Source organism: Pseudomonas sp. REB1044, assembly GCF_038813925.1.
Lineage (GTDB): Bacteria > Pseudomonadota > Gammaproteobacteria > Pseudomonadales > Pseudomonadaceae > Aquipseudomonas > Aquipseudomonas boreofloridensis.
The window spans coordinates 135,095-160,369 of record NZ_CP046139.1 but is presented as its reverse complement, the minus strand read 5'-3'; the positions used below and the strand labels follow the sequence as shown (position 1 = coordinate 160,369).

22 protein-coding genes are annotated in these 25,275 nt (G+C 64.1%); 5 read left to right on the top strand and 17 right to left on the bottom strand.

The annotated features are described in order from the left end of the window. Window positions 1–40: 40 nt before the first annotated feature. Entirely contained in the window at window positions 41–595 is a 555-nt protein-coding gene (locus GKC70_RS00765; RefSeq protein ID WP_039581874.1) for a DUF6436 domain-containing protein, read from the top strand. Here GKC70_RS00765 and GKC70_RS00760 read toward each other — a convergent pair whose 3' ends face one another. Continuing rightward, window positions 596–1,147 carry a sugar O-acetyltransferase gene (locus tag GKC70_RS00760; protein ID WP_029614743.1) on the bottom strand — a complete coding sequence of 184 codons (552 nt, stop codon included), beginning with the start codon at window positions 1,145–1,147 and terminating at the stop codon, window positions 596–598. Window positions 1,148–1,233: 86 nt separating this feature from the next. Here GKC70_RS00760 and GKC70_RS00755 point away from each other — a divergent pair, with 86 nt between their 5' ends. Continuing rightward, window positions 1,234–3,597 carry a penicillin acylase family protein gene (locus GKC70_RS00755; protein WP_342650155.1) on the top strand — a complete coding sequence of 788 codons (2,364 nt, stop codon included), beginning with the start codon at window positions 1,234–1,236 and terminating at the stop codon, window positions 3,595–3,597. 16 nt (window positions 3,598–3,613) lie between these two features. Here the strand turns inward: GKC70_RS00755 and GKC70_RS00750 are convergent, their stop codons facing one another. The 9 genes from GKC70_RS00750 to GKC70_RS00710 all read right to left on the bottom strand — a co-directional run bounded on the left by GKC70_RS00750 (window position 3,614) and on the right by GKC70_RS00710 (window position 12,516). Continuing rightward, a complete protein-coding gene (locus GKC70_RS00750; RefSeq protein WP_342650154.1) occupies window positions 3,614–4,486 on the bottom strand; it encodes a transporter substrate-binding domain-containing protein in 873 nt (290 codons plus the stop codon). Then, on the bottom strand, window positions 4,483–5,256 hold the full coding sequence (locus tag GKC70_RS00745; protein WP_342650153.1) for an amino acid ABC transporter ATP-binding protein: 774 nt from the start codon (window positions 5,254–5,256) through the stop codon (window positions 4,483–4,485). The genes GKC70_RS00750 and GKC70_RS00745 overlap by 4 nt, the downstream gene beginning before the upstream one ends. Continuing rightward, window positions 5,253–5,912 carry an amino acid ABC transporter permease gene (locus GKC70_RS00740; RefSeq protein ID WP_029614740.1) on the bottom strand — a complete coding sequence of 220 codons (660 nt, stop codon included), beginning with the start codon at window positions 5,910–5,912 and terminating at the stop codon, window positions 5,253–5,255. The genes GKC70_RS00745 and GKC70_RS00740 overlap by 4 nt, the downstream gene beginning before the upstream one ends. Further along, window positions 5,893–6,558, bottom strand: coding sequence for an amino acid ABC transporter permease (locus tag GKC70_RS00735; RefSeq protein ID WP_039581882.1), 666 nt, complete (start codon window positions 6,556–6,558; stop codon window positions 5,893–5,895). The genes GKC70_RS00740 and GKC70_RS00735 overlap by 20 nt, the downstream gene beginning before the upstream one ends. Before the next feature lie 447 nt (window positions 6,559–7,005). Then, on the bottom strand, window positions 7,006–7,791 hold the full coding sequence (locus GKC70_RS00730) for a MetQ/NlpA family ABC transporter substrate-binding protein (protein WP_342650152.1): 786 nt from the start codon (window positions 7,789–7,791) through the stop codon (window positions 7,006–7,008). A gap of 184 nt (window positions 7,792–7,975) precedes the next feature. After that, window positions 7,976–8,923, bottom strand: coding sequence for a sigma 54-interacting transcriptional regulator (locus tag GKC70_RS00725; protein ID WP_304482944.1), 948 nt, complete (start codon window positions 8,921–8,923; stop codon window positions 7,976–7,978). Between the two features lie 47 nt (window positions 8,924–8,970). Next, window positions 8,971–9,552: an alpha/beta hydrolase gene (locus tag GKC70_RS00720; protein ID WP_039581886.1), complete on the bottom strand. Its 582-nt coding sequence runs from the start codon at window positions 9,550–9,552 to the stop codon at window positions 8,971–8,973. Window positions 9,553–9,660: 108 nt separating this feature from the next. Continuing rightward, a complete protein-coding gene (locus GKC70_RS00715) occupies window positions 9,661–10,947 on the bottom strand; it encodes an FAD-binding oxidoreductase (RefSeq protein ID WP_342650151.1) in 1,287 nt (428 codons plus the stop codon). A 78-nt stretch (window positions 10,948–11,025) separates the two neighbouring features. Continuing rightward, window positions 11,026–12,516 carry an aldehyde dehydrogenase family protein gene (locus GKC70_RS00710; protein WP_342650150.1) on the bottom strand — a complete coding sequence of 497 codons (1,491 nt, stop codon included), beginning with the start codon at window positions 12,514–12,516 and terminating at the stop codon, window positions 11,026–11,028. 137 nt (window positions 12,517–12,653) lie between these two features. On the opposite strand from GKC70_RS00710, the gene GKC70_RS00705 reads away from it, so the two are divergent. After that, window positions 12,654–13,538, top strand: coding sequence for a LysR family transcriptional regulator (locus GKC70_RS00705; RefSeq protein ID WP_304482949.1), 885 nt, complete (start codon window positions 12,654–12,656; stop codon window positions 13,536–13,538). A gap of 3 nt (window positions 13,539–13,541) precedes the next feature. Here GKC70_RS00705 and GKC70_RS00700 read toward each other — a convergent pair whose 3' ends face one another. The 5 genes from GKC70_RS00700 to trxA all read right to left on the bottom strand — a co-directional run bounded on the left by GKC70_RS00700 (window position 13,542) and on the right by trxA (window position 19,187). Beyond that, window positions 13,542–14,192 (bottom strand): gamma-glutamylcyclotransferase, encoded by a 651-nt coding sequence (locus tag GKC70_RS00700; RefSeq protein ID WP_342650149.1) that lies wholly within the window; start codon window positions 14,190–14,192, stop codon window positions 13,542–13,544. 497 nt (window positions 14,193–14,689) lie between these two features. Next, window positions 14,690–15,658: a CDP-6-deoxy-delta-3,4-glucoseen reductase gene (locus tag GKC70_RS00695; protein WP_342651571.1), complete on the bottom strand. Its 969-nt coding sequence runs from the start codon at window positions 15,656–15,658 to the stop codon at window positions 14,690–14,692. Window positions 15,659–15,662: 4 nt separating this feature from the next. Next, window positions 15,663–17,126 carry a 4-hydroxy-3-polyprenylbenzoate decarboxylase gene (ubiD, locus tag GKC70_RS00690; RefSeq protein ID WP_039581901.1) on the bottom strand — a complete coding sequence of 488 codons (1,464 nt, stop codon included), beginning with the start codon at window positions 17,124–17,126 and terminating at the stop codon, window positions 15,663–15,665. A gap of 167 nt (window positions 17,127–17,293) precedes the next feature. Further along, entirely contained in the window at window positions 17,294–18,553 is a 1,260-nt protein-coding gene (rho, locus tag GKC70_RS00685; protein ID WP_039581904.1) for a transcription termination factor Rho, read from the bottom strand. A 304-nt stretch (window positions 18,554–18,857) separates the two neighbouring features. Beyond that, window positions 18,858–19,187, bottom strand: coding sequence for a thioredoxin TrxA (gene trxA, locus GKC70_RS00680; RefSeq protein ID WP_317872153.1), 330 nt, complete (start codon window positions 19,185–19,187; stop codon window positions 18,858–18,860). A gap of 273 nt (window positions 19,188–19,460) precedes the next feature. Between trxA and ppx the strand changes: the two genes are divergently transcribed. Then, a complete protein-coding gene (gene ppx, locus GKC70_RS00675; protein WP_295484063.1) occupies window positions 19,461–20,963 on the top strand; it encodes an exopolyphosphatase in 1,503 nt (500 codons plus the stop codon). Between the two features lie 122 nt (window positions 20,964–21,085). Here ppx and ppk1 read toward each other — a convergent pair whose 3' ends face one another. Both ppk1 and hemB read right to left on the bottom strand, forming a co-directional pair. Further along, a complete protein-coding gene (ppk1, locus tag GKC70_RS00670) occupies window positions 21,086–23,329 on the bottom strand; it encodes a polyphosphate kinase 1 (RefSeq protein ID WP_029614731.1) in 2,244 nt (747 codons plus the stop codon). A 19-nt stretch (window positions 23,330–23,348) separates the two neighbouring features. Beyond that, window positions 23,349–24,359 (bottom strand): porphobilinogen synthase, encoded by a 1,011-nt coding sequence (hemB, locus tag GKC70_RS00665; protein ID WP_039581910.1) that lies wholly within the window; start codon window positions 24,357–24,359, stop codon window positions 23,349–23,351. Window positions 24,360–24,568: 209 nt separating this feature from the next. Here hemB and GKC70_RS00660 point away from each other — a divergent pair, with 209 nt between their 5' ends. Further along, window positions 24,569–25,189 carry a DedA family protein gene (locus tag GKC70_RS00660; RefSeq protein WP_342650148.1) on the top strand — a complete coding sequence of 207 codons (621 nt, stop codon included), beginning with the start codon at window positions 24,569–24,571 and terminating at the stop codon, window positions 25,187–25,189. Window positions 25,190–25,275: the final 86 nt, after the last annotated feature.

The following is a 25,275-nucleotide window of genomic DNA, read 5'->3' as shown; positions in this document are numbered from 1 at the left end:
CGCTCGATCCAGTGTGCCGCCGCCCCATAGCGGACACTCCATGAAGACCCTCAGTACCCTGCTTGCCGCCCTGCTCTGCGCCGCCGCCCTGTGGTGGGCCTACGACAGCTTCCAGTCTCGCTACCTGCGCACCTTCGACGATTCCGCCACGCTGTTCGAGGGCGGCACACTGCGCCTGCCGGCCGGGCTCGCCGGGCCGGGAGCGATCCGGGTGGTGCACTTCTGGGACCCGGCCTGCCCGTGCAACGTCGGCAACCAGCAGCACCTGGCCGAGCTGGTCGAGCACTTCGCGCCCCAGGGCGTGACCTTCCATGTGCTGCGCAAGCCCGGCAGCCATGGCCAGCTTCCGGCCAACCTCGACGCCCTGCAACCCCTGGCCGAGCTGCCCGGCAGCGAGCAGCTTCCCGCCTCGCCTGCCGTGGCCATCTGGGACCGCGAAGGCCGGCTCGCCTACTTCGGCCCCTACAGTGCAGGGGCGGTGTGCAATTCGAGCAACAGCTTCATCGAACCGGTACTGCGCGCGCTGCTGCAAGGACGCCACGTCGATGCCTCCAACGCCCTGGCCAGCGGCTGCTACTGCCCCTGGCGGTCCTGATCAATCGCGCACCCGCGCCGGATTGCCCACCACCACCGCACCGGCCGGCACATCGCGGGTGACCACGCTACCGGCGCCGACCACGGCGTCGTCGCCGATGGTGACGCCTGGCAGGATGATCGCCCCACCGCCGATCCACACGTTGTTGCCGATCGTCACCGGCCGCCCGCTTTCCAGGCCCGTGCGGCGCATGGCCGGATCCAGCGGATGGTCAGCGGTATAGATCTGCACCGAGGGCGCGATCTGGCAGTCGTCGCCGATGCGCACCGGCAGCACGTCGAGGATCACCACGCTGAAGTTGATGAACGTGTTGCTGCCCACGCTGATGTTGTAGCCGTAGTCGCAATAGAACGGCGGGCGGATCACCACGCCCTCGCCGACCTCGGCGAAATGCGCTTGCAGCAAGGCATGGCGCGCCTCCTTGGACAGCAAGGCGCTTTCGCTGTAGCGCTGCATCCAGCGCTTGTTGGCCATCTGTTCGGCCTGAAGCTCGGGGCAGCCAGCGTGATAGAGCTGCCCGGCCAGCATTTTCTGTTTTTCGCTCAGGGACATGGAAACTCCTGCGGGGGTCTGTTCTTCGAGACGCTTTTGCGCTGATCATCTGACCTCGCACACAGCGCAAAATCACAGGGAGCCCCATGAAACGTCGTCTGATGCTGCTGACGGTGGTCGTGGCCAGCGCCGCGGGCGCCGGCTACTGGTACGTACACGCCAAGCTGCCACAACGTGCCGGCGAAGCGACCGTGCCCGGCCTGAGCGCACCGGTGGCCGTGCGCTACGACGGACGCGGCGTGCCGCACCTGCAGGCCGCCAACGAAACCGACCTGTATCGCGCCCTGGGCTACGTACACGCCCAGGACCGACTGTTCCAGATGGAGCTGATACGGCGCCTGGCCCGTGGCGAGCTGGCCGAGGTGCTGGGCAGCAAGCTGGTGCCCACCGACACGCTGTTTCGCAGTCTGCGCATTCGCGAGCAGGCGGCCCGCATGGCCGCACGCGCAGACCCTCAATCGCGGTCCTGGCAGGCGTTGCAGGCTTACCTCGACGGTGTGAACAGCTGGCAAAGCAGCCATCCGCGGCCAGTGGAGTTCGACCTGCTGGGCATCGCCGAACGCCCCTTCACCGCCGAAGACACCCTGAGCGTCGCCGGCTACCTGGCCTACAGCTTCGCCGCCGCATTCCGCACCGAACCGGCATTGACCTACATCCGCGACCAACTCGGCCCCGACTACTTGAAGATCTTCGACCTCGACTGGCATCCGGACGGCGCACTGCGCCCGGCCCTGGCCGCCAGCGACTGGCGCAGCCTGGAAAACCTGGCGCGGCTGAGCCACGAAGCATTGGGCGATGCGGGTATGGCCCAGTTCGAAGGCAGCAACGCCTGGGCCGTGGCCGGCAGCCGCACGCGCAGCGGCCGAGCGCTGTTGGCCGGCGATCCGCACATTGGCTTCGCGGTGCCGGCGGTATGGTACGAGGCCGAACTGTCGGCCCCCGGCTTCAACCTGTACGGTCACTTCCAGGCGCTGAACCCGTTCGCCCTGCTGGGGCACAACCGCGACTTCGGCTGGAGCCTGACCATGTTCCAGAACGACGACGTCGACCTGATCGCCGAAAAGCCCCATCCGGATGACGCCAATCAGGTGCTGGTCGATGGCCAGTGGCACAGACTCGAACGCACCGAGCAGCAGATCGCGGTCAAGGGCGAGGCGCCGGTGAGCATCACCCTGCGCCGCTCGCCCCACGGCCCGATCGTCAACGACGTGCTCGGCGACACCGCTGGCGCTACGCCGGTCGCCCTGTGGTGGGCCTTCCTGGAGACCGATAATCCGATTCTGGAGGCCTTCTACCAGATCAATCGCGCCGACAGCCTGGACAAGATGCGCGCCGCCGCCGCGCAGATCCACGCACCGGGCTTGAACCTGGTGTGGGCCAACGCCGCGGGCGACATCGGCTGGTGGGCAGCCGCGCAATTGCCGATCCGTCCACAGGGCGTCAACCCCACGTTCATCCTCGACGGCAGCAGTGCCCAGGCCGACAAGCTTGGCTTCTATCCCTTCAGCGCCAACCCCCAGCAAGAGAACCCGGCCAGCGGCTATATCGTCTCGGCCAACTATCAACCCCCGGCGGCGATGCCCATTCCCGGCTACTACAACCTGCCCGACCGTGGTCGACAACTGGAGCGCCAACTGTCCGCTGCGCACGTCAAATGGGACCTGGACAACAGCCAGGCCCTGCAGCTCGATACGCGTACCGACTACGGCCCACGCACTCTCGCGCCGCTGCTGAATACCCTGCGGCAGGTGGCCGAAGGCGTCGAGCAGCAGGAGTTGGTCGAGCAACTGGCCGCCTGGGGTGGCGACTATCCGCTGGAGTCCACCAGCGCCACGCTGTTCAACCAGTTCCTCTACGAGCTGGCCTACGCTGCGCTGCACGACGAACTGGGCGATACCTGGTTCCAGGCGCTGATCAACACCCGCGCCATCGATGCCGCGCTGCCGCGCCTGGCCGCCGAGGTGGACTCACCCTGGTGGACGCTGCGCGGTAGCCCGCAACCCACCGACCGCACCGCCATCGTACGCCTGGCCTGGCAGCGCAGCCTGGCGCATCTGCGCGAGCTGTACGGCGACGATCCGGGCCTCTGGCAATGGGGCAAGGTCCACGCCCTCAGCCACAATCACCCGCTGGGGCAGCAGAAGCCGTTGAACCTGCTGTTCAACGTCGGCCCCTTTGCCGCGCCCGGCAGCCATGAAGTGCCGAACAACCTCTCGGCGAAGATCGGCCCGGCGCCCTGGCCAGTGAACTACGGGCCTTCGACCCGGCGCCTGATCGACTTCGCCGACCCGGCCCAGGCCCTGACCATCAACCCCGTGGGCCAGAGCGGCGTGCCGTTCGACCGGCACTACGCCGACCAGGCCGAGGATTACGTGCAAGGGCGCTACCGCAAGGTACAGATGGGCGTGATCCCGGCGCAGAGCACCTTGCGCCTGGTGCCGGCGCGCTAGGGGCTTGAATGGGCGATCAGCCCTGCCACTTGCCGCCTTCGACGATCACGCTTTCAGGTGGGGTATCGTCGCTCAGCTCCTTGCGCACGTACTGGTCATAGAGCTTGAGCAGGAATTTCTCCTCGCCGAGCCTGGCCAGCTCGGCATTGACCCAGTCGCGCAGCTCGGTGTTGCCCTTCTTCACCGCCGGCGCGATGGGCGCTTCCTCGCCCAGCAATTGCGGCAACACGCGATAGCCGGGGTTCTGCTTGGCCCAGCTGAACAGGATCAGGTTGTCCTGGGCATAGGCATCGCCGCGCCCATTGGCCAAGGCCTGCAGCGATTCGCTGTTTTTCTCGAACTTGAGCAGCTTCCAGTCGGGGTGGTTTTTGCTCAGCCAGATATCAGCGGTGGTCCCAGTGGTGACGATGATGGTCTTGTCCGCCAGGTCGTCGAGGGCCTTTATCGGGCTACCGTCGGCGACGATGGCCTGCACCGCCACCCGCAGGTTGGGGTTGGTGAAATCCACCGCTTCCTTGCGCTCCGGGGTGACGGTCATGTTGGCCAGGATCAGGTCGACTTTATCGCTCTGCAGAAATGGAATGCGGCTGGCTGGCTCCACGGCCACGAACTCGACCTTGTTCTCGTCACCGAGCAGGTCCTTGGCGAAGCGGCGGCCGATGTCGGTATCGAAGCCCACATAGCGGCCTTTTTCATCGACGAAGCCGAACGGCGGCTTGTCGGTGAAGACCCCGACGATCAGTTTGTCGCGGGCCTTGATGGTGTCCAGGTAGCTGGCCGAGGCAGCGGGTTTGGCTGCCGCCGAGGAATCGGCCGGCTTGTCGCAGCCGGCCAGCAGCGCCAGGCCGAACAGCGGTGCCAGCAGCTTGGTGAGGTGGGCAGTTTTCATGACAGCTCCTTGTGCGTTGTCTTCGGCAGGCTTTCGACGAAGGAGAACTTGTCCAGGAACTGCTGCGCGCGTGCGGTTTGCGGTCGACTGAAAAAACTCTCGGGGTCGTTCTGTTCAAGGATCCTGCCGGCCTCCATGAACAGGATGCGATCGGCCACCGCGCGGGCGAAGGCCATTTCGTGGGTGACGATGAGCAGGGTCATGCCGTCGCGGGCCAGGCCCTGGATCACTTGCAGCACTTCCTTGACCATTTCCGGGTCGAGGGCAGCGGTGACCTCGTCGAACAGCATCACCTGGGGATTCATGCACAGCGCGCGAACGATGGCGATACGCTGCTGCTGGCCGCCTGAGAGCTGGCGCGCGAAGGCATCGCGCTTGTCCAGCAAGCCGACCCGCGCCAGCAGCGTCTCGGCCTGGGCCTGGGCTTCGGCACGTGGACGTTTCTGCACCTTGAGCGGGCCGAGCAACAGGTTGTCGATCACGCTCATGTGACCGAACAGGTGGTAACTCTGAAACACCATGCCGACCCGCTGACGCACTTGGCGCCAGTCGGTGCCGGGCTGCAACAATTCCTTCCCGTCCAGGCGCAAACTGCCACTGTGCGCAGCTTCAAGACCATTCAGGCAACGCAGCAGCGTGCTTTTGCCGCAGCCGCTGGGACCGAGAATCACCACCACTTCGCCGGCCTGCACCTGCAGGTCGATGTCCTTGAGCACCTGGTGCTCGCCGAAAAACTTGTTGAAACCCCGGAATTCGATCAATGCATTCATGAATGTGCCCAGCGGCGCTCCAGCGCGCGCGAGGCGGCCGAAAGCGGATAGCAGACGAAGAAGAAGAACAGGAACAGAGCGCCGTAGATCAATACCGATTCGTAGGTGCGCTCGATGATCTGCTGGCCGGCCTTGATCACCTCGACCACGCCGATCAGCACGGCCAGCGAACTGGTCTTGACGATGCGGGTGTAGAGGTTGATGGTCGGCGGCGTCATGCGTTTGAGCGCCTGGGGCAGCAACACGTAGCCATACAGCTGCAGCCCGGACAGGCCGATCGACAGCCCTGCCTCACGCTGTCCGCGCGGCAGCGAGGTAAGCGCACCGCGCACCACCTCGCCGATCTCGCTGGCGCCCCACAGTCCCAGCACCAGCACGGCGCACCAGAAGCTGGGAATGCTTACGGAAAAGACGATCGGCAGACCGAAGAACACCAGGTACAGCCAGACCAGTACCGGAATGGCGCGAAACAGCTCCAAGTAGACCTGCAGGGCGATGTTCAGCGTACGTCTACCGAGCGTGGCCAACACGCCATACAACACCCCGCCCACGGTCGCGAAAACGATGCCCAACCCCGAGATGGCCAAGGTCTGCGCCGCGCCCCTGGTCAGTTGCGGCAAGGACACCAGCAACAGCTCAATTGCCGAACTGGCCATGTTGCAGCCTCCTTTCCAGTGCCCTTAGCAGCAGCGACAGGGGCAGGAACAGCAGCACGCACAGCAGCGTCAGCACCGTGAGCATCTCGTAGGTCTTGTAGTACAAAGCGATGTAGTTCTTGGTGGTGTAGAGGATTTCCGGCACCGCCACCGCCGACACCACGGTGGTCTCCTTGAGCAGGAAGATGAAGTTGGCGAACAGTGCCGGCAGGCTGAGAATGCTGGCCTGGGGCAGGATCACATGGCGCAGCAACTGGCCCTCGGACAGGCCGATGGCGCGCCCGGATTCCAGTTGCGCACGCGGTACCGCTTCGACGCCGGCACGCAGCACCTCGGTGAGGTAAGCGCCGCCCATGAAGGTCAGGGTGATGATCGCCGCCGCGAAGCCGGAAACCTTCAGGCCCAGGCTCGGCAGTGCGAAGTAGACGAAGAACAGTTGGATGAGCAACGGCGTGTTGCGAGCCAACTCCACGTAGCCCTTGACCATGCGCCACAGGTAGGGCGTGCGCAGCACCAGAAGTGCGGCGTTGAACAGGGCCACCAGCAGCGACGTGGCGATGGCGATCAACCCGACCTGAAGGGTCACGCCGACGGCGCTGACGAAAGCGGGCAAGGTGCTGAGCAAGAAGGCGGTATCGAACGTCATGGACGACGTCTCGGTGCAGGTTCTACGGGGTACGACATGGCGAACATTCCCTGTGCGGCGCGAGGTTCGCTCAGCGGCGCGGGTCATCGTGGAGGGCGCCGGTGGGCACCATGGGTAGACTCTAAAGGCATAAAAAATTTTCTCTAAATACCTTTATTGCATATTGATATCACCCACTTGCCGGCTTGGAAATTTCATCTGCCCTCTCCGGATCTTTCCTCGTCCCAAGCCCTCAAACAGCTCCCGGACGACAGGCACTTCGGCCTTGAGCGATGATCCCATGCCCCACACCACTCCCCCTCCCACCCCTGAACAACTGCAATGGCTGCTGGCCCTGTACAAGGCGCTGAACGGCGCGCGCTGAGTATCACCCGCCCTGTCTTTCCACAAACGAAAACGCCGACGCAAAAGCGTCGGCGTTTTCCGGTGGAGCGCTGAAGCGGCGAATCAGAACGCTGGCAGCACTGCGCCTTGGTACTTTTTCTCGATGAAGGCTTTCACTTCCGGGCTGGTCAGGGCCTTGGCCAGCTTCTGCATGGCATCGCTGTCCTTGTTGTCAGGACGGGCGACCAGGAAGTTGACGTAAGGCGAGTCGCTGCCCTCGATCACCAGGGCGTCCTTGGCCGGATTCAAGCCCGCTTCCAGCGCATAGTTGGTGTTGATCATGTCCAGGTCGACCTGATCCAGCACACGCGGCAGCATGGCCGATTCGAGCTCGAGGAACTTGAGCTTCTTCAGGTTCTGGGCAATGTCCTTCGGTGTGGCCAGGGCGTTGCTCGGGTCTTTCAGGGTGATCAGCCCGGCCTTCTGCAGCAGCAGCAAAGCGCGGCCACTGTTGCTGCCCTCGTTGGGGATGGCGACGGTGGCGCCGTCTTTCAGCTCGGAGAGGCTCTTGACCTTTTTCGAGTAACCGCCGAAGGGCTCGACGTGCACACCGACCACGGTTTCCAGATGGGTGCCTTTGCCTTCGTTGAAGTTCTTCAGGTACGGCAGGGTCTGGAAGTAGTTGGCATCCAGGCGCTTCTGGTCCACCTGTACGTTCGGCTGCACATAGTCGGTGAAGACCTTGATCTCCAGATCCACCCCTTCCTTGGCCAGGGTCGGCTTGATCAGCTTGAGGATTTCGGCGTGGGGCACGGGCGTGGCTGCCACCACCAGTTTCTCGGCCGCCTGGGACAGGCCGGACAGGGACAGCGCAGCGGCGAACGCCGTGGTCAGCAGGGTCTTCTTCATGGTGATCCTTGTTCTTGAGCCTAGGCCATCAACGATGGCGAATTCAGGTGCCGCACCGCAAGCGGCGGGCGTGGAGCGGACAATACCGGTAATTTTTATGCCCTAACAATATCTTTTAATTCAGTGCTTATTCCAAAAACAAAAAGCCATCATGGCTTTCGCTTCTGAGCACTCTGAATCCCCTCTAGCCCGCGCCAGGCTTGAGCTCGGTCAGATATTTCTGCAGCAGTGCACGCAGTGCGGCGAGCGTCTGCGGCTCGCGGCTGCGGCCCAATTGGGCCAGCCGCGTCTCCAGGCTGGCCAGAGGCGAACGGTCCGGCAGGTCCAGGTGCTGCGGCAGGATTTCCTCACCCTCGGCCTGCAGCAAGGCGAAGTGAATGACGTTCTCCAGCTCGCGGGTATTGCCCGGCCAACTGTGCGCCTCCAGCGCCTGCTGCGCGGCCTCGCTGATCAGCGCTACGCCCCGCTCCAGGCGGGCGCTGTAGATACCGACGAAATACTCGGCCAACGGCAGGATGTCACCGACCCGATCGCGCAGCGGCGGCAGCTCGAGCTCACCTTCGTGCAGGTACAGGTACAGCCGTTCATTGAAGCGCCCGGCGCGTACCGCTTGAGCCAGGTCGATGCTGGAGGCGGCGACCAGGCGCACGTCCACCGCCTGCGGCTGCTGCGCGCCGACCCGCGTCACCTCGCGATTCTCCAAGGCGGCCAGCAGCTTGCCCTGGATCGTCAGTGGCAAATCGCCGATCTCGTCCAGGTACAAGGTGCCGCCGTTGGCCGAGCCGAACCAGCCGGCACGGCTGCTGGCGCTGCCGCCATGAATGCCGGCGCTGTAGCCGAACAGCTCGGCGTCGGCGTAGGTGTGGCTGATGCCTGCGCAGTTGACCGAAACGAACAGCCCGGCACGGTCGCTGGCGCGGTGAATCTGCCGCGCCAACAGCTCCTTGCCGGTGCCGGTCTCACCGCGGATCAACACCGGCAGCGGCTGTGGCGCCAGGCGCTCCAGCGCCTCACGCAGTTGCTGCGAGCGCGGATCGACGAACACCAGCGCCTTGGCGCGGATGCTCAATGGGCTCTTGTCCAGCTCGGGAAAGGTCAGCAACGGCTGGCCAAAAGGGTGATTGAAACTCATGGCAGACTCCCGCCCCGCAGCGCGCGGTGCAACGGTGAAAAGCGTGTTCAGGCGCGACGCAGGGCCTGCTGGTCGATACGCCCTTGCAGCCGGAAAAGATAGGCGAAGCCCTGCTCCCAACGTTCGTGGCCGGACTTGACGTTGATGTGCCCGGCATTGCTCAGCAGCCCGACCTCCGCGCCCCAGGCGCTGGCCAAGGCGAGTGCGCGCGGCACACTCACGGCCGGGTCGTTGTCCGAGCTGACCACCTGGCTGGGGAACGGCAACGGCTGCGTGGAAATGGGTGCGAAATTGCGCAACGCCGCCGCGCAGGTCGGCCGCTCCACATCCGCCGGCGCCACCAGCAGGGCGCCGTGGACCTGACGTAGCGCGCTCGGGCTGGCCTGCGCCGCCCAATGGGCCACGGTGATGCAACCCAGGCTGTGGGCGATCAGGATCACCGGCGAACGCTCGGCGACGATGGCCTGGTCGAGCGCCGCCACCCAATCGCCGCGCTGCGGCGTCAGCCAATCCAGTTGCTCGACCCTGACGCTGTTGGGCAGGCTGCGCTGCCAATGGCTCTGCCAGTGATTGTCTGGCGATCCTTGCCAGCCCGGCACAATCAGGTAACGAATGGATGCACTGCGCATGGGGTCGCCTCCTTGGAACTGGGGTGTCTTGGGGCACCAGTATAAGGAGACAGTTATATTCTCAAAGGAATAAGAAGCTATTTATTAATAACCAAAATCATTATTCACCTACAGCACGACCCGCAGACACTGCCCCGCGTGATACAGCGAGAAGCCTGATTCGTAGAACAATGTACGCAACGACGGCACGCTGACCGGCTTCATCGGCGAGAAGGGAATGGGCAGGTGTTGGTGGTCGCCCTTGAACAGAAACTCGGCGAAGGCGCGCCCGATCACCGTGCCCGTGGTGTTGCCCCGACCGTTGTAGCCGGTCACCGCCACCACCCCCGGCGCCGGCTCGAATAGGCGCATCAGGTGATCGGGGGTGAAGTCGATGCAGCCGGTCCAGTGCATCTCCCACGGCACCTGGCCCAGTTCCGGGAAGTAGTGACGCTGGATGCGGTCGGCCCAGCGGCGCACGAACCAGGCTGGCTTGTTGTCGACCCGCCCGAGGCTGCCGAGCAGCAGGCGGCCCTGGTCGTCGCGACGGATGCTGCTGAGCACGGTGCGGGTGTCCCACGAACCCTGACCGTGGGGCAGGATCTGGTCCGCCGCCGCCCCCTGCAGCGGTTTCGAGGCGATCTGGTAGTAGTAGCCGCGAAAGAACTGCTTGCGCAGCACGTTCCAGTCGCCTTCGGTGTAGGCGCCGGTCGAGATCACCACCTGCTGCGCCCGCACGCTACCGCCGGCAGTCGTCACCTGCCAGCCGTCGCCGTCACGCACCAGCGCCTGCACCGGCGACTGCTGCAACAGCACGCCGCCCAGCCGCTGCACGGCGTCGGCTAGCCCTTGGGTGTAGGCCATGGGATTGAGAGTGCCGGCGCGGCGGTCGAGCAGCGCGGCGGCAATCTGCTCGGTGCCGCAGTATTCGCGGCAGGCGGCGCCGGTCAGCAGTTGCACATCGGCGCCGCGTCGCTGCCATTGCGCCTGGCGCGCCTGCAGATCGGCAATGCCGGCCGCGTTGTGCGCCATGTGCAGGGTGCCCTGGTGCCTGGCCTGGCACTCGATGCCCAGGCGCTGGATCAGGGCGAAGACCTCGGCCGGCGCCTGGCCGAGCACCTGGTTCAGTCGCCCGCCACGTTCGGCCCCCAGGGTCGCCTCGACATCGTCGGGACGAATCCACGTGCCCGCGTTGACCAGGCCGACATTGCGCCCGGAGCCGCCACGCCCGACTTCGTGCGCTTCCAGCACCACCACCGAACGGCCTTGCTCGAGCACGTGCAACGCCGCTGACAACCCGGTGATGCCAGCGCCGATCACGCAGACATCGGCCCGCCGCTCGCCGGCCAGAGGCTGGACGGCGACGCTTGGCCGGGTGATCGTTTCCCACAGACAGGCTTGACGCAGATCGGACATGGCCCGGCTCCTGCAATGTTGTTCTTGTCGTAGCCTTGCAGGGGCGCGGACCGACGCCGGGCCCCGTATTCAGATCGCTCAGTCGAAGACGATGCCCTGCGCCAGCGGCAACTCGCGGGAGTAGTTCACGGTGTTGGTCTGCCGGCGCATGTAGCCTTTCCAGGCATCCGAGCCGGACTCGCGTCCACCACCGGTTTCCTTCTCACCGCCGAAGGCGCCGCCAATCTCGGCGCCGCTGGTGCCGATGTTGACGTTGGCGATGCCGCAATCGCTGCCGGAGGCGCTCTGGAAGCGCTCGGCCTCGCGCACGTCGGTGGTGAAGATGCACGACGACAGGCCCTGCGGCACGGCGTTGTTCAGGTGCAAGGCCTGGTCGAAATCGTCGTAGGCCAGCACGTAGAGAATCGGCGCGAAGGTTTCGTGACGCACCACCGCGCTCTGGGTCGGCATCTCGACGATGGCCGGCGCCACGTAGTAGGCATTCGGGTAGCGCTCGGCCAGTTGCCGCTCGCCGCCGAACACGGCCCCCCCCTCGTCACGGGCTTGGGCCAAGGCGCCCTGCATGGCGTCGAACGATTGCTGGTCGATCAGCGGACCGACCAGGTTGTCCTGGCGCGGATCACCGATACGCACCTTGGCGTAGGCGGCCTTGAGGCGAGTGAGCACTTCGTCCTTGATCGAACGGTGGACGATCAGTCGGCGCAGGGTGGTGCAGCGTTGACCTGCGGTGCCCACGGCGGAGAACAGGATGCCGCGCACGGCCAGGTCCAGGTCGGCGCTGGGGGCGAGGATCATGGCGTTGTTGCCACCCAGTTCCAGGATGCAGCGACCGAAGCGCGCGGCCACCCGTGGCGCCACTTCGCGGCCCATGCGGGTGCTGCCCGTGGCGCTGATCAACGCGACACGCGGGTCGTCGACCAGGGCCTCGCCGGCTTCACGGGCGCCGATCACCAGTTGGCTCAGTCCCTGGGGCGCATCGGCGAAGGCGTCCAGCGCCTTGCCCAGCAGCGCCTGGCAGGCCAAGGCAGTCAGCGGGGTCTTCTCCGAAGGCTTCCATACCACGGCGTTGCCCGCCACCAGCGCCAGCGTGGTGTTCCACGCCCACACCGCCACCGGGAAGTTGAACGCGCTGATCACCCCCACCACACCCAACGGGTGCCAGGATTCACGCATGTGGTGGCCGGGGCGCTCCGAGGCGATGGTCAGGCCGTACAGTTGACGCGACAAGCCGACGGCGAAATCGCAGATGTCGATCATCTCCTGCACTTCGCCCAAGCCTTCCTGGGTGATCTTGCCCGCCTCGATACTCACCAGTTCGCCCAATTCGGCCTTGTGCGCCCGCAGCACCTCGCCGAACAGGCGCACCAACTCGCCCCGACGCGGAGCCGGCACATCGCGCCAGCGCTCGAAGGCTTGCTGCGCACGGTCGATGCAGGCCACGGTCTGGTCCTTGCCCAGCAGTGTCACCGAAGCGATGCGGCTGCCGTCGATCGGCGTGTGGACAGGATGGTCGCCCTGGGTGTAATCCGCAGCGGCAACGCCGAGACGCTCGAGCAATCCAGCAACCATGGTGCTTCTCCTGGAATCGTTTGGACGGTTGAAAAGTGACGGGCAATCAGTATTAATCCGATTGCTTCGCTGCCACAAATGACCTTTATTCCACTAATCATTCCCCTAGGGAATGGTTGACTGCCTCGAGAAAAACCATGTCCAAGCGCCTGGTCCCGTCGATGACGGCCCTGCAGTGTTTCGAGGCGGCGGCTCGCCACCTGAACTTCACCCGTGCCGCGCAGGAGTTGCACCTGACCCAGAGCGCGGTGAGCAAACAGGTGGCGCAGCTCGAAGAGCTGCTGCGCCATCACCTGTTCCTGCGTATCCGCCGGCGCTTGCAGCTCACCCCGGCCGGCGCGTTGTACCTGGCCGAGGTGAACAAGATCCTCACTCAGCTGGACATGTCCAGCCGCTACGTCCTGACCTACGGCGAGCAGACCGAAGTGCTCAAGGTCGCCACCCAGCCGAGTTTCGGCGTGCGCTGGCTGATCCCCCGGCTCAAGGGCTTCGGCAAGCGCCACCCGAACATTCACCTGGACATCCGCAACGAGATGGAGCCCTTCGCCTTGCTGCAAGGCTCGGCCGACGTGGTGTTCTTCTATGGACGAGGGACTTGGCCCGGCGCGACCTGTATCGAGTTGTTCGGCGAGGAGGTGGTGCCGGTGTGCGCGCCGGAGCTGCTCAGCGAGGGCGCGCTGAAGGGGCCGGCCGATGTAGCGGCAAGGGTATTGCTGCAAAGCACCTCGCGGCCCGAGGCCTGGCATGAATGGTTCCTGGAGCAGGGCCTGCACACCGACAACAGCTACCAGGGGCCGCGCTTCGATACCTTCTACATGGCGCTCAGTGCCGCTCAGTCGGGCTGCGGCGTCGCGCTGGTGCCGCGCTACCTGGCCAGCCGCGAATTGGCCGAAGGCAGCCTGGTGATCGCCTGGGAGCATGCGATGCAAAGCCCGGGCAAGCACTATCTGGCCTACGCCGAGCATGCTGCTGAAGTGCCCAAGGTGCGGGCACTGGTGGAGTGGATCGGCGTCGGCCAGTGAGCTTCAGGCGTGGCGGGCGTCGTGGCAGCGTTGGAAACGCGCCTCCAGGCCACGGTCGGGCATCTGGTGCGTGCGCAGGGCCTTGAGCGTCTGTTCCACGTAGTCGCGCGTGGTGCCGAAGCGGCCCTTGGCATTGGCGAGGATCTGGCTGAGCAGGCTGTCGGGCAGGTTGCCGGCGTAGCACGGCAGGTGGCGCTCGAGTACGAAGCCCAGCGCCTGTACCTTGCTGCTGTCGTCCAGGCGGCAAGTCAGCCAGTGCGGACGATACGCCGGGAAAGGCATCTCGCGTTGCCACAAGGCGCGCAAGGAGTCTTCCAGGCAGCGCTCTTCCAGGCGATAGGCGAAGCCGCTGCACGAGCCGCCGCGGTCGAGCCCGAACACCAGGCCTGGGCATTCCGGCGTGCCGCGGTGCTCGTGGGACCAGAGGTACAAACCGCGGTGATAGCCATGCACGCGCGCGCGCCGGCGCTCCACCGAATCGCATTCCGGACGCCAGATCAGCGAGCCATAGGCGAACAGCCATACCGGCCCGCCTTCATGACGGGACATGGTCGCCTGCATCGAAAGATGCAGTTGATCGGGAGTCAGTTGCTGGCCGAAATCCAGCGAAGGGGGATAGGACACTTGCCACTTAGAACTTTCAAGTACCGACATAGGCTGCCGCCGTTGTTTCCTGTGCAAAGCATGGACTGGGGTCTGTTTGAAAAGTCTTGAGACGAAGGTCAGGCAAGACGAAAACCGCCGAGGAAGCGGAGTTTACGGGTTGTAAATGAGCATTCCGAGGCGGTTTTCAACGCAGCATCACCGAGTATCAAGACTTTTCAGACAGAGCCTAGGGTCTATTTGAACGCAGTATGGGCAAGTGCAGATACCGTTCGGACAAAGCCCACGAACTTGCACCGCCAGCGCCCGCTGGCCGTCTGGGTCAGCGCATACGACGCTGGGTGAAGTCCATGCGCTTAACTTAAGGCAATCGCGCAGAGTATCTCAAGCCCCGAGAACACAGTTTTATGCACAATACCGACAGCCGGAGCGACGGTTATGAATAGATTAAAAGTTATTCATGCATTCAGTAATAATGGCGACCTTATAATCGACGCCTGCAACTTTGGTTATTACTGCGGACGTGTCATTGCGACACGTCCGTCGCTTCAATTGCGCGGGGCGTAGGCGAAGACGTCGGCGCGCATGCGGTGCGCATCCATACCCGCTTCCACCAGGGCATCGAGCGTGGCATAGACCATGTTCGGCGAGCCGCTGGCATACACATGCACGCTGTTGAGGTCGGCGATGTCTTCGCGCACCGCCTCGTGCAACAGCCCGCAGCGTCCCTCCCAGCCACACAGGTCGCTGACCACCTTGTGCAGGAACAGATTGGGCAGGCGCTGCCACTGCGCCCAGTGCTCGATGGCGTAGAACTCGTCCGGGCGCCGCACGCCCCAGTAAAGGTGGACCGGGTGCTCGAAGCCGTGGGCACGGCAATGCTCGATCAGGCTGTGCATCTGGCCCATGCCGGTGCCGGCGGCGATCAGCACCAACGGACCGTCTGGCAGCTCGGCCAGATGGGCATCGCCGAACGGCAGCTCGACGCGCGCCATGCCCGTGCGTTGCAACTGCTCGATCAGTTGCACGGCGCTGCGCTCGCGGGCCAGCACGTGCAGTTCGAGATCCCGTCCGGCGTGGGGCGCCGAGGCCAGGGAAAACGCGGCCTTGTCTGCACCTTCGCGCTCGATCAGCAGGTACTGCCCGGCGTGATAGCGCGGCAGCTTGCCAGCCGGCGCGCGCAGGCGCACGCGCCAGACATCGCCGCCGACCTCGACGCACTCGCTGACGCTGCAGGCCAGCGCGCGCACGGGCAGTTCACCGAGGGCCAACACCCCATCCCACAACAGCACGCAGTCTTCCAGCGGCTCGGCGATGCAGGTGAACAGCTCACCCTGATCGCGGACCTCGCCTTCCTGGCGTACCCGCCCTTCCACCAGCAATGCCGCGCACACATGGCAGTTGCCGTTGCGGCAACTGCTCGGGCACTCGTAACCCAAGCGCCGCGCTGCTTCCAGAATCCTTTCGCCCGGCTGCACGGACAGTACCGCGCCGGACGGCTGCAAGGTCACCTGCATCACTCTATATTCCCAACTGGTCCCACAGCTCATCGATGCGGCGGGTGACGGCCTCGTCCTTGACGATGACCCGGCCCCATTCGCGTGTCGTCTCGCCCGGCCACTTGTGGGTGGCATCCAGGCCCATCTTCGACCCCAGGCCCGATACCGGCGACGCGAAGTCGAGGTAGTCGATCGGCGTGTTGTCGATCATCACCGTATCACGCTTGGGATCCATGCGCGTGGTGATGGCCCAGATCACGTCGTTCCAGTCGCGGGCGTTGATGTCGTCGTCGGTGACGATAACGAACTTGGTGTACATGAACTGTCGCAGGAACGACCACACGCCCAGCATGACGCGCTTGGCGTGCCCCGGATACTGCTTCTTCATGGTCACGACGGCCATGCGGTACGAGCAGCCTTCGGGCGGCAGGTAGAAGTCGACGATCTCGGGGAACTGCTTCTGCAGGATCGGTACGAACACCTCGTTCAGCGCCACGCCGAGAATCGCCGGTTCATCCGGCGGACGGCCGGTGTAGGTGCTGTGGTAGATCGGCTTGTGCCGATGAGTGATGCGCTCGACGGTGAACACCGGGAAGCTGTCCACTTCGTTGTAGTAGCCGGTGTGGTCGCCATAGGGGCCTTCGGGGGCCATCTCGCCCGGATGGATCACGCCCTCGAGAATGATCTCGGCGGTGGCCGGCACCTGCAAGTCGTTGCCACGGCACTTGACCAGTTCGGTACGGTTGCCGCGCAGCAGGCCGGCAAAGGCGTATTCCGACAAGGTATCGGGCACCGGTGTCACCGCGCCGAGGATGGTCGCCGGGTCCGCACCCAGCGCCACGGCGACCGGGAACGGCTGGCCCGGATGCTTTTCGCACCATTCGCGGTAGTCCAGCGCACCGCCACGGTGGCTCAGCCAGCGCATGATGACCTTGTTGCGACCGATCACCTGCTGGCGGTAGATACCCAGGTTCTGCCGGTCCTTGTTCGGACCACGGGTGACGGTCAGCCCCCAGGTGATCAGCGGCGCGACGTCACCCGGCCAGCAGTGCTGGATCGGCAGTTGAGACAGGTCGACGTCTTCACCCTCGACCACCACCTCCTGGCACACCGCGTCCTTGATCACCTTCGGCGCCATGGACACGACCTTCTTGAAGATCGGCAGCTTCGACCAGGCATCCTTCAGGCCTTTCGGCGGCTCGGGCTCCTTGAGGAAGGCCAGCAACTTGCCGATCTCACGCAGCTCGCTCACCGACTCGGCGCCCATGCCCATGGCCACACGCTCGGGCGTGCCGAACAGGTTGCCGAGCACCGGCATGTCGAAGCCGGTGGGCTTTTCGAACAGCAGCGCCGGGCCCTTGGCCCGCAACGTGCGGTCGCAGACTTCGGTCATTTCCAGAATGGGCGAGATCGGAACCTGGATGCGCTTGAGTTCGCCGCGCTGCTCCAGGCCGCGAATGAAGTCGCGTAGATCGCGATACTGCATGCGTGAGCCTCATGTTGGCCGTATCGGTCGGGGTGCAGAGTGTAACGTGTTTGGCTGAAATGAGTGGGGGCCGCTACCTGCTTCGTCGCCGGTGAACCGCCCCGTCAGGAGCAGGTTCACCGGCGATGAAACACGTAGCGGCCCCCACTTTTGCCGCGATGAAACGCTTACTTGCGCTTCATCGACAGGAAGAACTCATCGTTGGTCTTGGTCTGCTTGAGCTTGTCGATGAGGAACTCGATGGCCGCCACTTCGTCCATCGGGTGCAGCAACTTGCGCAGGATCCACATGCGCTGCAGCTCGTCGTCGGCAGTCAGCAGTTCTTCGCGGCGGGTACCGGACTTGTTGATGTTGATGGCCGGGAACACACGCTTCTCGGCGATGCGACGGTCCAGCGGCAGTTCCATGTTGCCGGTACCCTTGAACTCTTCGTAGATGACCTCGTCCATCTTCGAGCCGGTCTCGACCAGCGCGGTGGCGATGATGGTCAGCGAGCCGCCTTCCTCGATGTTACGGGCCGCGCCGAAGAAGCGCTTGGGCTTTTCCAGGGCATGGGCGTCGACACCACCGGTGAGCACCTTGCCGGAGCTCGGAATCACGGTGTTGTAGGCACGGGCCAGACGGGTGATGGAGTCCAGCAGGATGACCACGTCCTTCTTGTGCTCGACCAGGCGCTTGGCCTTCTCGATGACCATTTCGGCGACCTGCACATGGCGGGTCGGCGGCTCGTCGAAGGTCGAGGCGACCACTTCGCCGCGCACGGTGCGCTGCATCTCGGTCACTTCTTCCGGGCGCTCGTCGATCAGCAGGACGATCAGGTGGCACTCGGGATTGTTGCGGGTGATGTTGGCCGCGATGTTCTGCAACATGATGGTCTTGCCCGCTTTCGGCGGGGCGACGATCAAGCCGCGCTGACCTTTGCCGATGGGCGCGCACAGGTCGATGACTCGACCGGTGAGGTCTTCGGTGGAGCCGTTACCCGCTTCCATCTTCAGGCGATGGTTGGGGAACAGCGGCGTCAGGTTTTCGAAGAGGATCTTGTTCTTCGCGTTTTCCGGACGGTCGAAGTTGATGGTATCGACCTTCAGCAGCGCGAAGTAACGCTCCCCTTCCTTCGGCGGACGGATCTTGCCGACGATGGTATCGCCGGTGCGCAGGTTGAAGCGGCGGATCTGGCTGGGCGAGACGTAGATATCGTCAGGGCCGGCCAGGTACGAGGCGTCTGCCGAACGCAGGAAACCGAATCCATCCTGGAGAATCTCCAGCACGCCGTCACCCGAGATTTCTTCGCCGCTCTTGGCGTGTTTTTTCAACAGGGCGAAAATCACGTCCTGCTTGCGCGAACGGGCCATGTTTTCGATGCCCATCTGTTCGGCCATTTCCAGCAGATCGGTAATCGGCTTTTGCTTGAGTTCTGTCAGGTTCATAAGGGGAGTGACGTAATCATGTAAGAAGGGGGGAATTAAGCTTCTGGCTTAATGAAGCCGCGCCGCTAGATTGGCGACAGGATCGCGTACTGATTCGAATTGGGAGTGCGTCGGCGACGGCATGTAGAGGGCACTGGAGAAACAGTGCGAGGCCGAATGTAACACTTGCTTTTTTGGGCGTCTAGTGGTTTTGACGGTGGAAACCGGACCCAGGGGACGGGAGACGCGGTTCACCCAAGACTGCCACGAAGCAGCCCCGACACGCTCATGCGCACAGCATCAAGCGTCGGCGGGGCGCTTCACATCACAGGTGGGCGTCGATGAACGCAGTCAGTTGCGACTTGGACAGCGCGCCTACCTTGGTCGCTTCGACGTTGCCGTTCTTGAACAGCATCAGCGTCGGGATACCACGCACGCCGTGCTTGGCGGGTGTTTCCTGGTTATCGTCGATATTCAGCTTGGCGACGGTCAGCTTGCCATCGTAGCTCGAAGCGATGTCGTCCAGCACCGGGGCGATCATCTTGCAGGGGCCGCACCATTCAGCCCAGTAATCCACCAGTACAGGGCCTTCGGCCTTGAGCACTTCGGCCTCGAAAGTGGCGTCGGTGACGTGTTTGATCAGATCGCTGCTCATGGCGTTCTCCAGGTCGAAAGCGAAAAAAGTGGCCCATCATAGCCGTACCCACGGCCTATCGGAAGTCGCGAGCGATTGAGTGTCACTATAGTGGAGCAAGACGCTGTGAATGAAACTGTCATACAAGCGTCATAGGATCCGTTCCAGGCCTTCATCGAGCAGTCATGCAGGCCATCCGCACATTGCCTTGCGTCAACCCTTGCCATGCCGCGCGTTGGCGTCAGCCTGCGATCATGTCAGGATTGCCGGGTTATCGACCGAGAACAACCAGATATGCCGCATACCACCGCGAAGAACCTGTCCCTGATCGCCGCCATCGACCTTGGCTCCAACAGCTTCCACATGGTCGTGGCCAAGGCCCACCATACCGAGATCCGCATTCTCGAACGGTTGGGGGAGAAGGTTCAGTTGGCCGCCGGCATCAGCGAAGACCGCCTGCTCAGCGAAGAAGCCATGCAGCGCGGCCTCGAGTGCCTCAAGCGCTTTGCCCAGTTGATCAACGGCATGCCCGCCGGTGCCGTGCGCATCGTCGGCACCAACGCCCTGCGTGAAGCGCGCAACCGCAACGCGTTCATCCAGCGCGCTGAGGCCATCCTTGGCCATCCGGTGGAAGTCATCTCCGGTCGTGAAGAGGCCCGCCTGATCTACCTGGGTGTGTCGCACACCCTGGCCGACACGCCGGGCAAACGCCTGGTGGCCGACATCGGCGGCGGCAGCACCGAGTTCATCATCGGCCAGCGCTTCGAACCCTTGCTGCGCGAGAGCCTGCAGATGGGCTGCGTGAGCTTCACCCAGCGCTATTTCCGCGACGGCAAGGTCACTCCGGCACGCTATGCCCAGGCCTACACCGCTGCGCGCCTGGAGCTGATGAGCATTGAAAACGCCTTGCACCGCCTGACCTGGGACGAGGCCATCGGCTCTTCCGGCACCATTCGGGCCATCGGTGCGGCGATCAAGGCGAACGGCCAGGGCAGCGGCGAAGTCAACGCCGAAGGGCTGGCCTCGCTCAAGCGCAAGCTGTTCAAGCTCGGCGAGGTCGACAAGATCGACTTCGAAGGGGTCAAGCCTGACCGCCGTGCGATCTTCCCGGCGGGCCTGGCGATTCTCGAAGCGATCTTCGACGCCCTGGAACTGCAGCGCATGGACCACTGCGACGGCGCCCTGCGCGAAGGCGTGCTGTTCGACCTGTTGGGGCGCCATCACCACGAGGACGTGCGCGAGCGCACCCTGAACTCGCTGATGGAGCGCTACCACGTCGATCAGGGTCAGGCCGCGCGCGTGGAGCGCAAAGCTGTGCACGCCTTCGACCAAGTGGCCAAGGCCTGGGACCTGGAAGACGGCAACTGGCGCGACTTGCTGGGCTGGGCGGCGAAGGTGCATGAAATCGGTCTGGACATCGCCCATTACCACTATCACAAGCACGGCGCCTACCTGATCGAGCACTCCGATCTGTCAGGCTTCTCCCGCGAAGACCAGCAGATGCTGGCGCTGTTGGTGCGTGGCCACCGCCGCAACATTCCCAAGGACAAGTTCGCCGAATTCGGCGACGACGGCGTGAAGCTGATCCGCCTGTGCGTGCTGCTGCGCTTCGCCATTCTCTTCCACCATATTCGCGGCACCCAGCAGATGCCCAAGGTGGAACTCAAGGCTGACGACGACAGCCTGGAAGTGGTCTTCCCCGAAGGCTGGCTGGAACAGAACCAACTGACCCAGGCCGACTTCGCCAACGAAGCCGAGTGGCTGGCGCGGGTGGGGTTCATTCTCAGCGTTCGCTGAACCTGTGCAAGCGGCCGGGTGCCGCGAACACCGGCCTGGCCGGTGTCAGGCCCCGCGACGCGCCTTGCTGGATATCAGTCGCAGCGGCAAAGCGCCGCTGCCACCGCCCGACCGCTGCGCGGCTAGCGTACGTTCAACACCGGATTGCTCAGGCGCTCCAGCAATGTCGCCTGGGCGCTGCGCGGGTTCTGGTTGCCGGTCGGCGTGCTGCGGACATAGCGCCCGTCGGACTGCAGGGTCCAGGCCTGGGTGTTGTCGGTCAGGTAGCTTTCCAACTCCTTCTTCACCCGCAGCAGCAGCTTCTTGCCCTCGACCGGGAAGCAGGTCTCGACGCGCTTGTCGAGGTTGCGCTCCATCCAGTCGGCGCTGGAGAGGTAGATCTGCTCGTCGCCGCCATTGAGGAAGTAGAACACCCGGGTGTGCTCCAGGAAACGACCGATGATCGAGCGCACCGTGATGTTGTGCGACACCCCGGCGATGCCTGGCCGCAGGCAGCACATGCCGCGCACAACCAGGTCGATCTTCACACCCGACTGGCTGGCCTTGTACAAGGCCTTGATCACCTTGGCATCGGTCAGCGAGTTGAACTTGGCGATGATGTGCGCCGGCTTGCCGTCGAGGGCGAACTGCGTCTCGCGGGCGATCATGTCGAGCATGCCCTTCTTCAGGGTGAACGGCGCATGCAGAAGCTTCTTCATACGCAACGTCTTGCCCATACCGATCAGCTGACTGAACAGCTTGCCGACGTCCTCGGTGAGGGCGTCGTCGGAGGTCAGCAGGCTGTAGTCGGTGTACAGACGCGCGTTGCCCGCGTGGTAGTTGCCCGTACCCAAGTGCGCATAGCGAACGATCTCGCCCTGCTCGCGGCGCAGGATCAGCATCATCTTGGCGTGGGTCTTGAACCCGACCACACCGTAGATCACCACGGCACCCGCGGCCTGCAAGCGGCTGGCCATCTGCAGGTTGGACTCTTCGTCGAAGCGCGCGCGCAGCTCGATCACCGCCGTGACCTCCTTGCCGTTACGCGCTGCGTCGACCAGTGCATCGACGATCTCGGAGTTGGCGCCGGAGCGATACAGCGTCTGGCGCACGGCGAGCACGTGCGGATCCTTGGCGGCCTGGCGCAGCAGGTCGACCACCGGGGTAAAGGACTCGAACGGGTGCATCAGCAGCATGTCCTGCTTGCTGATCACGCTGAACAGGTTGTCGGCGTTCTGCAGGGTCTTGGGAATGGCCGGGGTGAACGGCGCGTACTGCAGCTCCGGGTGGCTGTCCAGGCCGGTGATGCTGAACAGGCGGGTCAGGTTGACCGGTCCATTGACCTGATACAGCTCGCTCTCGCTCAGGCTGAACTGCTTGAGCAGGTAGTCCGACAGGTGTTTCGGGCAGGTGTCGGCAACTTCCAGGCGCACGGCGTCACCGTAGCGACGCGAGAACAGCTCGCCACGCAGCGCGCGGGCCAGGTCGTCGACCTCTTCGGAATCCAGTGCCAGGTCGGCGTTGCGGGTCAGGCGGAACTGGTAGCAGCCCTTGACCTTCATGCCCTGGAACAGGTCGTCGGCATGGGCGTGGATCATCGACGACAGGAAGACGTAATTGGCGCCCGCACCACCCACTTCTTCCGGCACACGGATCACCCGCGGCAGCAGACGCGGCGCCGGGATGATGGCCAGGCCCGAGTCGCGACCGAAGGCATCGACGCCTTCGAGCTCGACGATGAAGTTCAGGCTCTTGTTCACCAACAGCGGGAACGGGTGGGTCGGGTCGAGGCCGATGGGCGTGATGATCGGCGCGATCTCGTCGCGGAAGTAGCGGCGCACCCAGGTCTTGAGCTTGGGCGTCCAGTAGCGGCGACGAATGAAACGAATCTGGTGTTTCTCCAGCTCCGGCAGCAGCACATCGTTGAGGATCGCGTACTGACGGTCGACCTCGATGTGCACCAGTTCGCTGATCCGCGCCAGCGCCTGGTGCGGCTGCAAGCCATCGGCGCCGGCCTGTTCGCGGGCGAAATTGATCTGCTTCTTCAGGCCCGCAACGCGGATCTCGAAGAATTCGTCGAGGTTGCTGGAGAAGATCAGCAGGAACTTCAGACGCTCCAGCAGCGGGTAGGACTCGTCCAGCGCCTGTTCCAGCACGCGGATGTTGAACTGCAGCTGCGAGAGTTCACGATGAATGTACAGGCTGCTGTCGTCCAGGCTCGGCACCGCAATGGCCGGAGCCGGGGCCGGCGCCGGCGCGGCGGCCTCGACAGCCGGTTCCGGCTCCGGCTCAGGCGCCGTCGGCAGGTCCGGCGGGGTCTGCACCAGCTCCTCCGGCAAGGCCTTGGCGTGTTTGATCTCGACAGCGGTGAGCACTTCGTTATTCATCTGAGTTCCTGTGAGGGCGTTACTGCCCTCTCAACAATTGAGCGGCACGCACGGCGAAGTAGGTGAGGATGCCATCGGCGCCGGCCCGTTTGAAAGCGGTGAGGGATTCGAGAATGACCGCTTCGCTGAGCCAGCCGTTCTGGATGGCGGCCATGTGCATGGCATATTCGCCGCTGACCTGATACACGAAGGTCGGCACGCGGAATTCGGTCTTCACCCGGTGAACGATGTCCAGGTAAGGCATGCCTGGCTTGACCATGACCATGTCGGCGCCTTCGGCGAGGTCGGTGGCCACTTCGTGCAGGGCCTCGTCGCTGTTGGCCGGGTCCATCTGGTAGGAGGCCTTGTTGGCCTTGCCCAGGTTCAGCGCCGAGCCGACCGCGTCACGGAACGGGCCATAGTAGGCACTGGCGTACTTGGCCGAGTAGGCCATGATGCGCACGTTGACGTGCCCGGCCAGCTCCAGGGCTTCACGGATGGCCTGCAGGCGGCCGTCCATCATGTCCGACGGTGCCACTACCTGGGCGCCCGCATCGGCGTGCGACAGCGCCTGACGTACCAGCGCATCGACGGTGATGTCGTTCTGTACGTAGCCTTCCTCGTCGAGGATGCCGTCCTGGCCGTGGGTGGTGAACGGGTCGAGGGCGACGTCGGTGATCACCCCCAGTTCCGGGAAGCGCGCGCGCAGGGCACGGGTGGCACGCTGGGCGATACCTTCCGGGTTCCATGCCTCGGCACCGTCGAGGGTCTTCTTCTCCACCGGCGTGACCGGGAACAGCGCCAGCGCCGGAATGCCCAGCTCCACCCAGCCTTGCGCCGCTTCGAGCAGCAGGTCGATAGACAGACGCTCGACGCCGGGCATCGACGGCACGTCCTCGCGACGGTTCTCGCCGTCCAGGACGAACACCGGCAGGATCAGGTCATCGACGGTCAGGGTGTTCTCGCGAACCAGCCGACGGGAGAAATCGTCCCGGCGGTTGCGACGCAGGCGGGTGGCAGGAAACAGACGGTTAGCGGGGGTAAAGCTCACGGCAGACTCCTGAAGCCCGCGCAGGCGGGCTAGCGCGACAGTTATAAGCGTCCATTATGACGCCTAGGTTACAGGGAAGGGCAACCCTGCGACCTGTAACCGCAGGGCACTTGCGTGTAGGAAATGTTCACTTCGAGACACATTTGGACACTTTCCCCCGAACGCGTGAAGGGGTAGGCTGCGCGTTCATTTCGCCAGCATCTCAGAACATGCTTCAACAATTCCTGCATGATTTCGGCTATTTCGCCCTCTTTCTAGGCACCTTCTTTGAAGGCGAGACCATCCTGGTGCTTGCAGGATTTCTCGCGTTCCGTGGGTACATGGACATTTCCCTGGTGGTGCTGGTGGCGTTCTGCGGCAGTTATGCCGGGGATCAGTTGTGGTACTTCATGGGTCGTCGTCACGGGCGCAAGATTCTCGCCCGCAAGCCGCGCTGGCAGGCCATGGGCGACCGCGCCCTGGAGCATATCCGACGTCATCCGGACATCTGGGTGCTGAGCTTCCGTTTCGTCTATGGCCTGCGCACGGTGATGCCGGTGGCCATTGGCCTGTCCGGCTACCCACCCCGGCGTTACCTGCTGCTCAACGGCATCGGTGCGGCCATCTGGGCCCTGGCCCTGGGCGCGGCCGCCTACCATTTCGGCGCCATCCTCGAAGGCATGCTGGGCAACATCAAGCGCTACGAACTGTGGGTGCTGGGCGCCCTGCTGGTGCTCGGTGCGCTGCTCTGGCTACGTCGTTATGTGCGCAATCGCCGCGCCGAGCGCAAGGCCGCCGCGCTGGCCAGCCAGGCGGAGCCGGCAACCGAGCCGCGCAACGAACAGCGCTGAAGCCTTTGCCTCTGACGTCATTGCAATCGCCCGCGACCTCCCGCGCCGAATGAACACCGGGCCGCGCGTGCGATCCAATGCGTCAC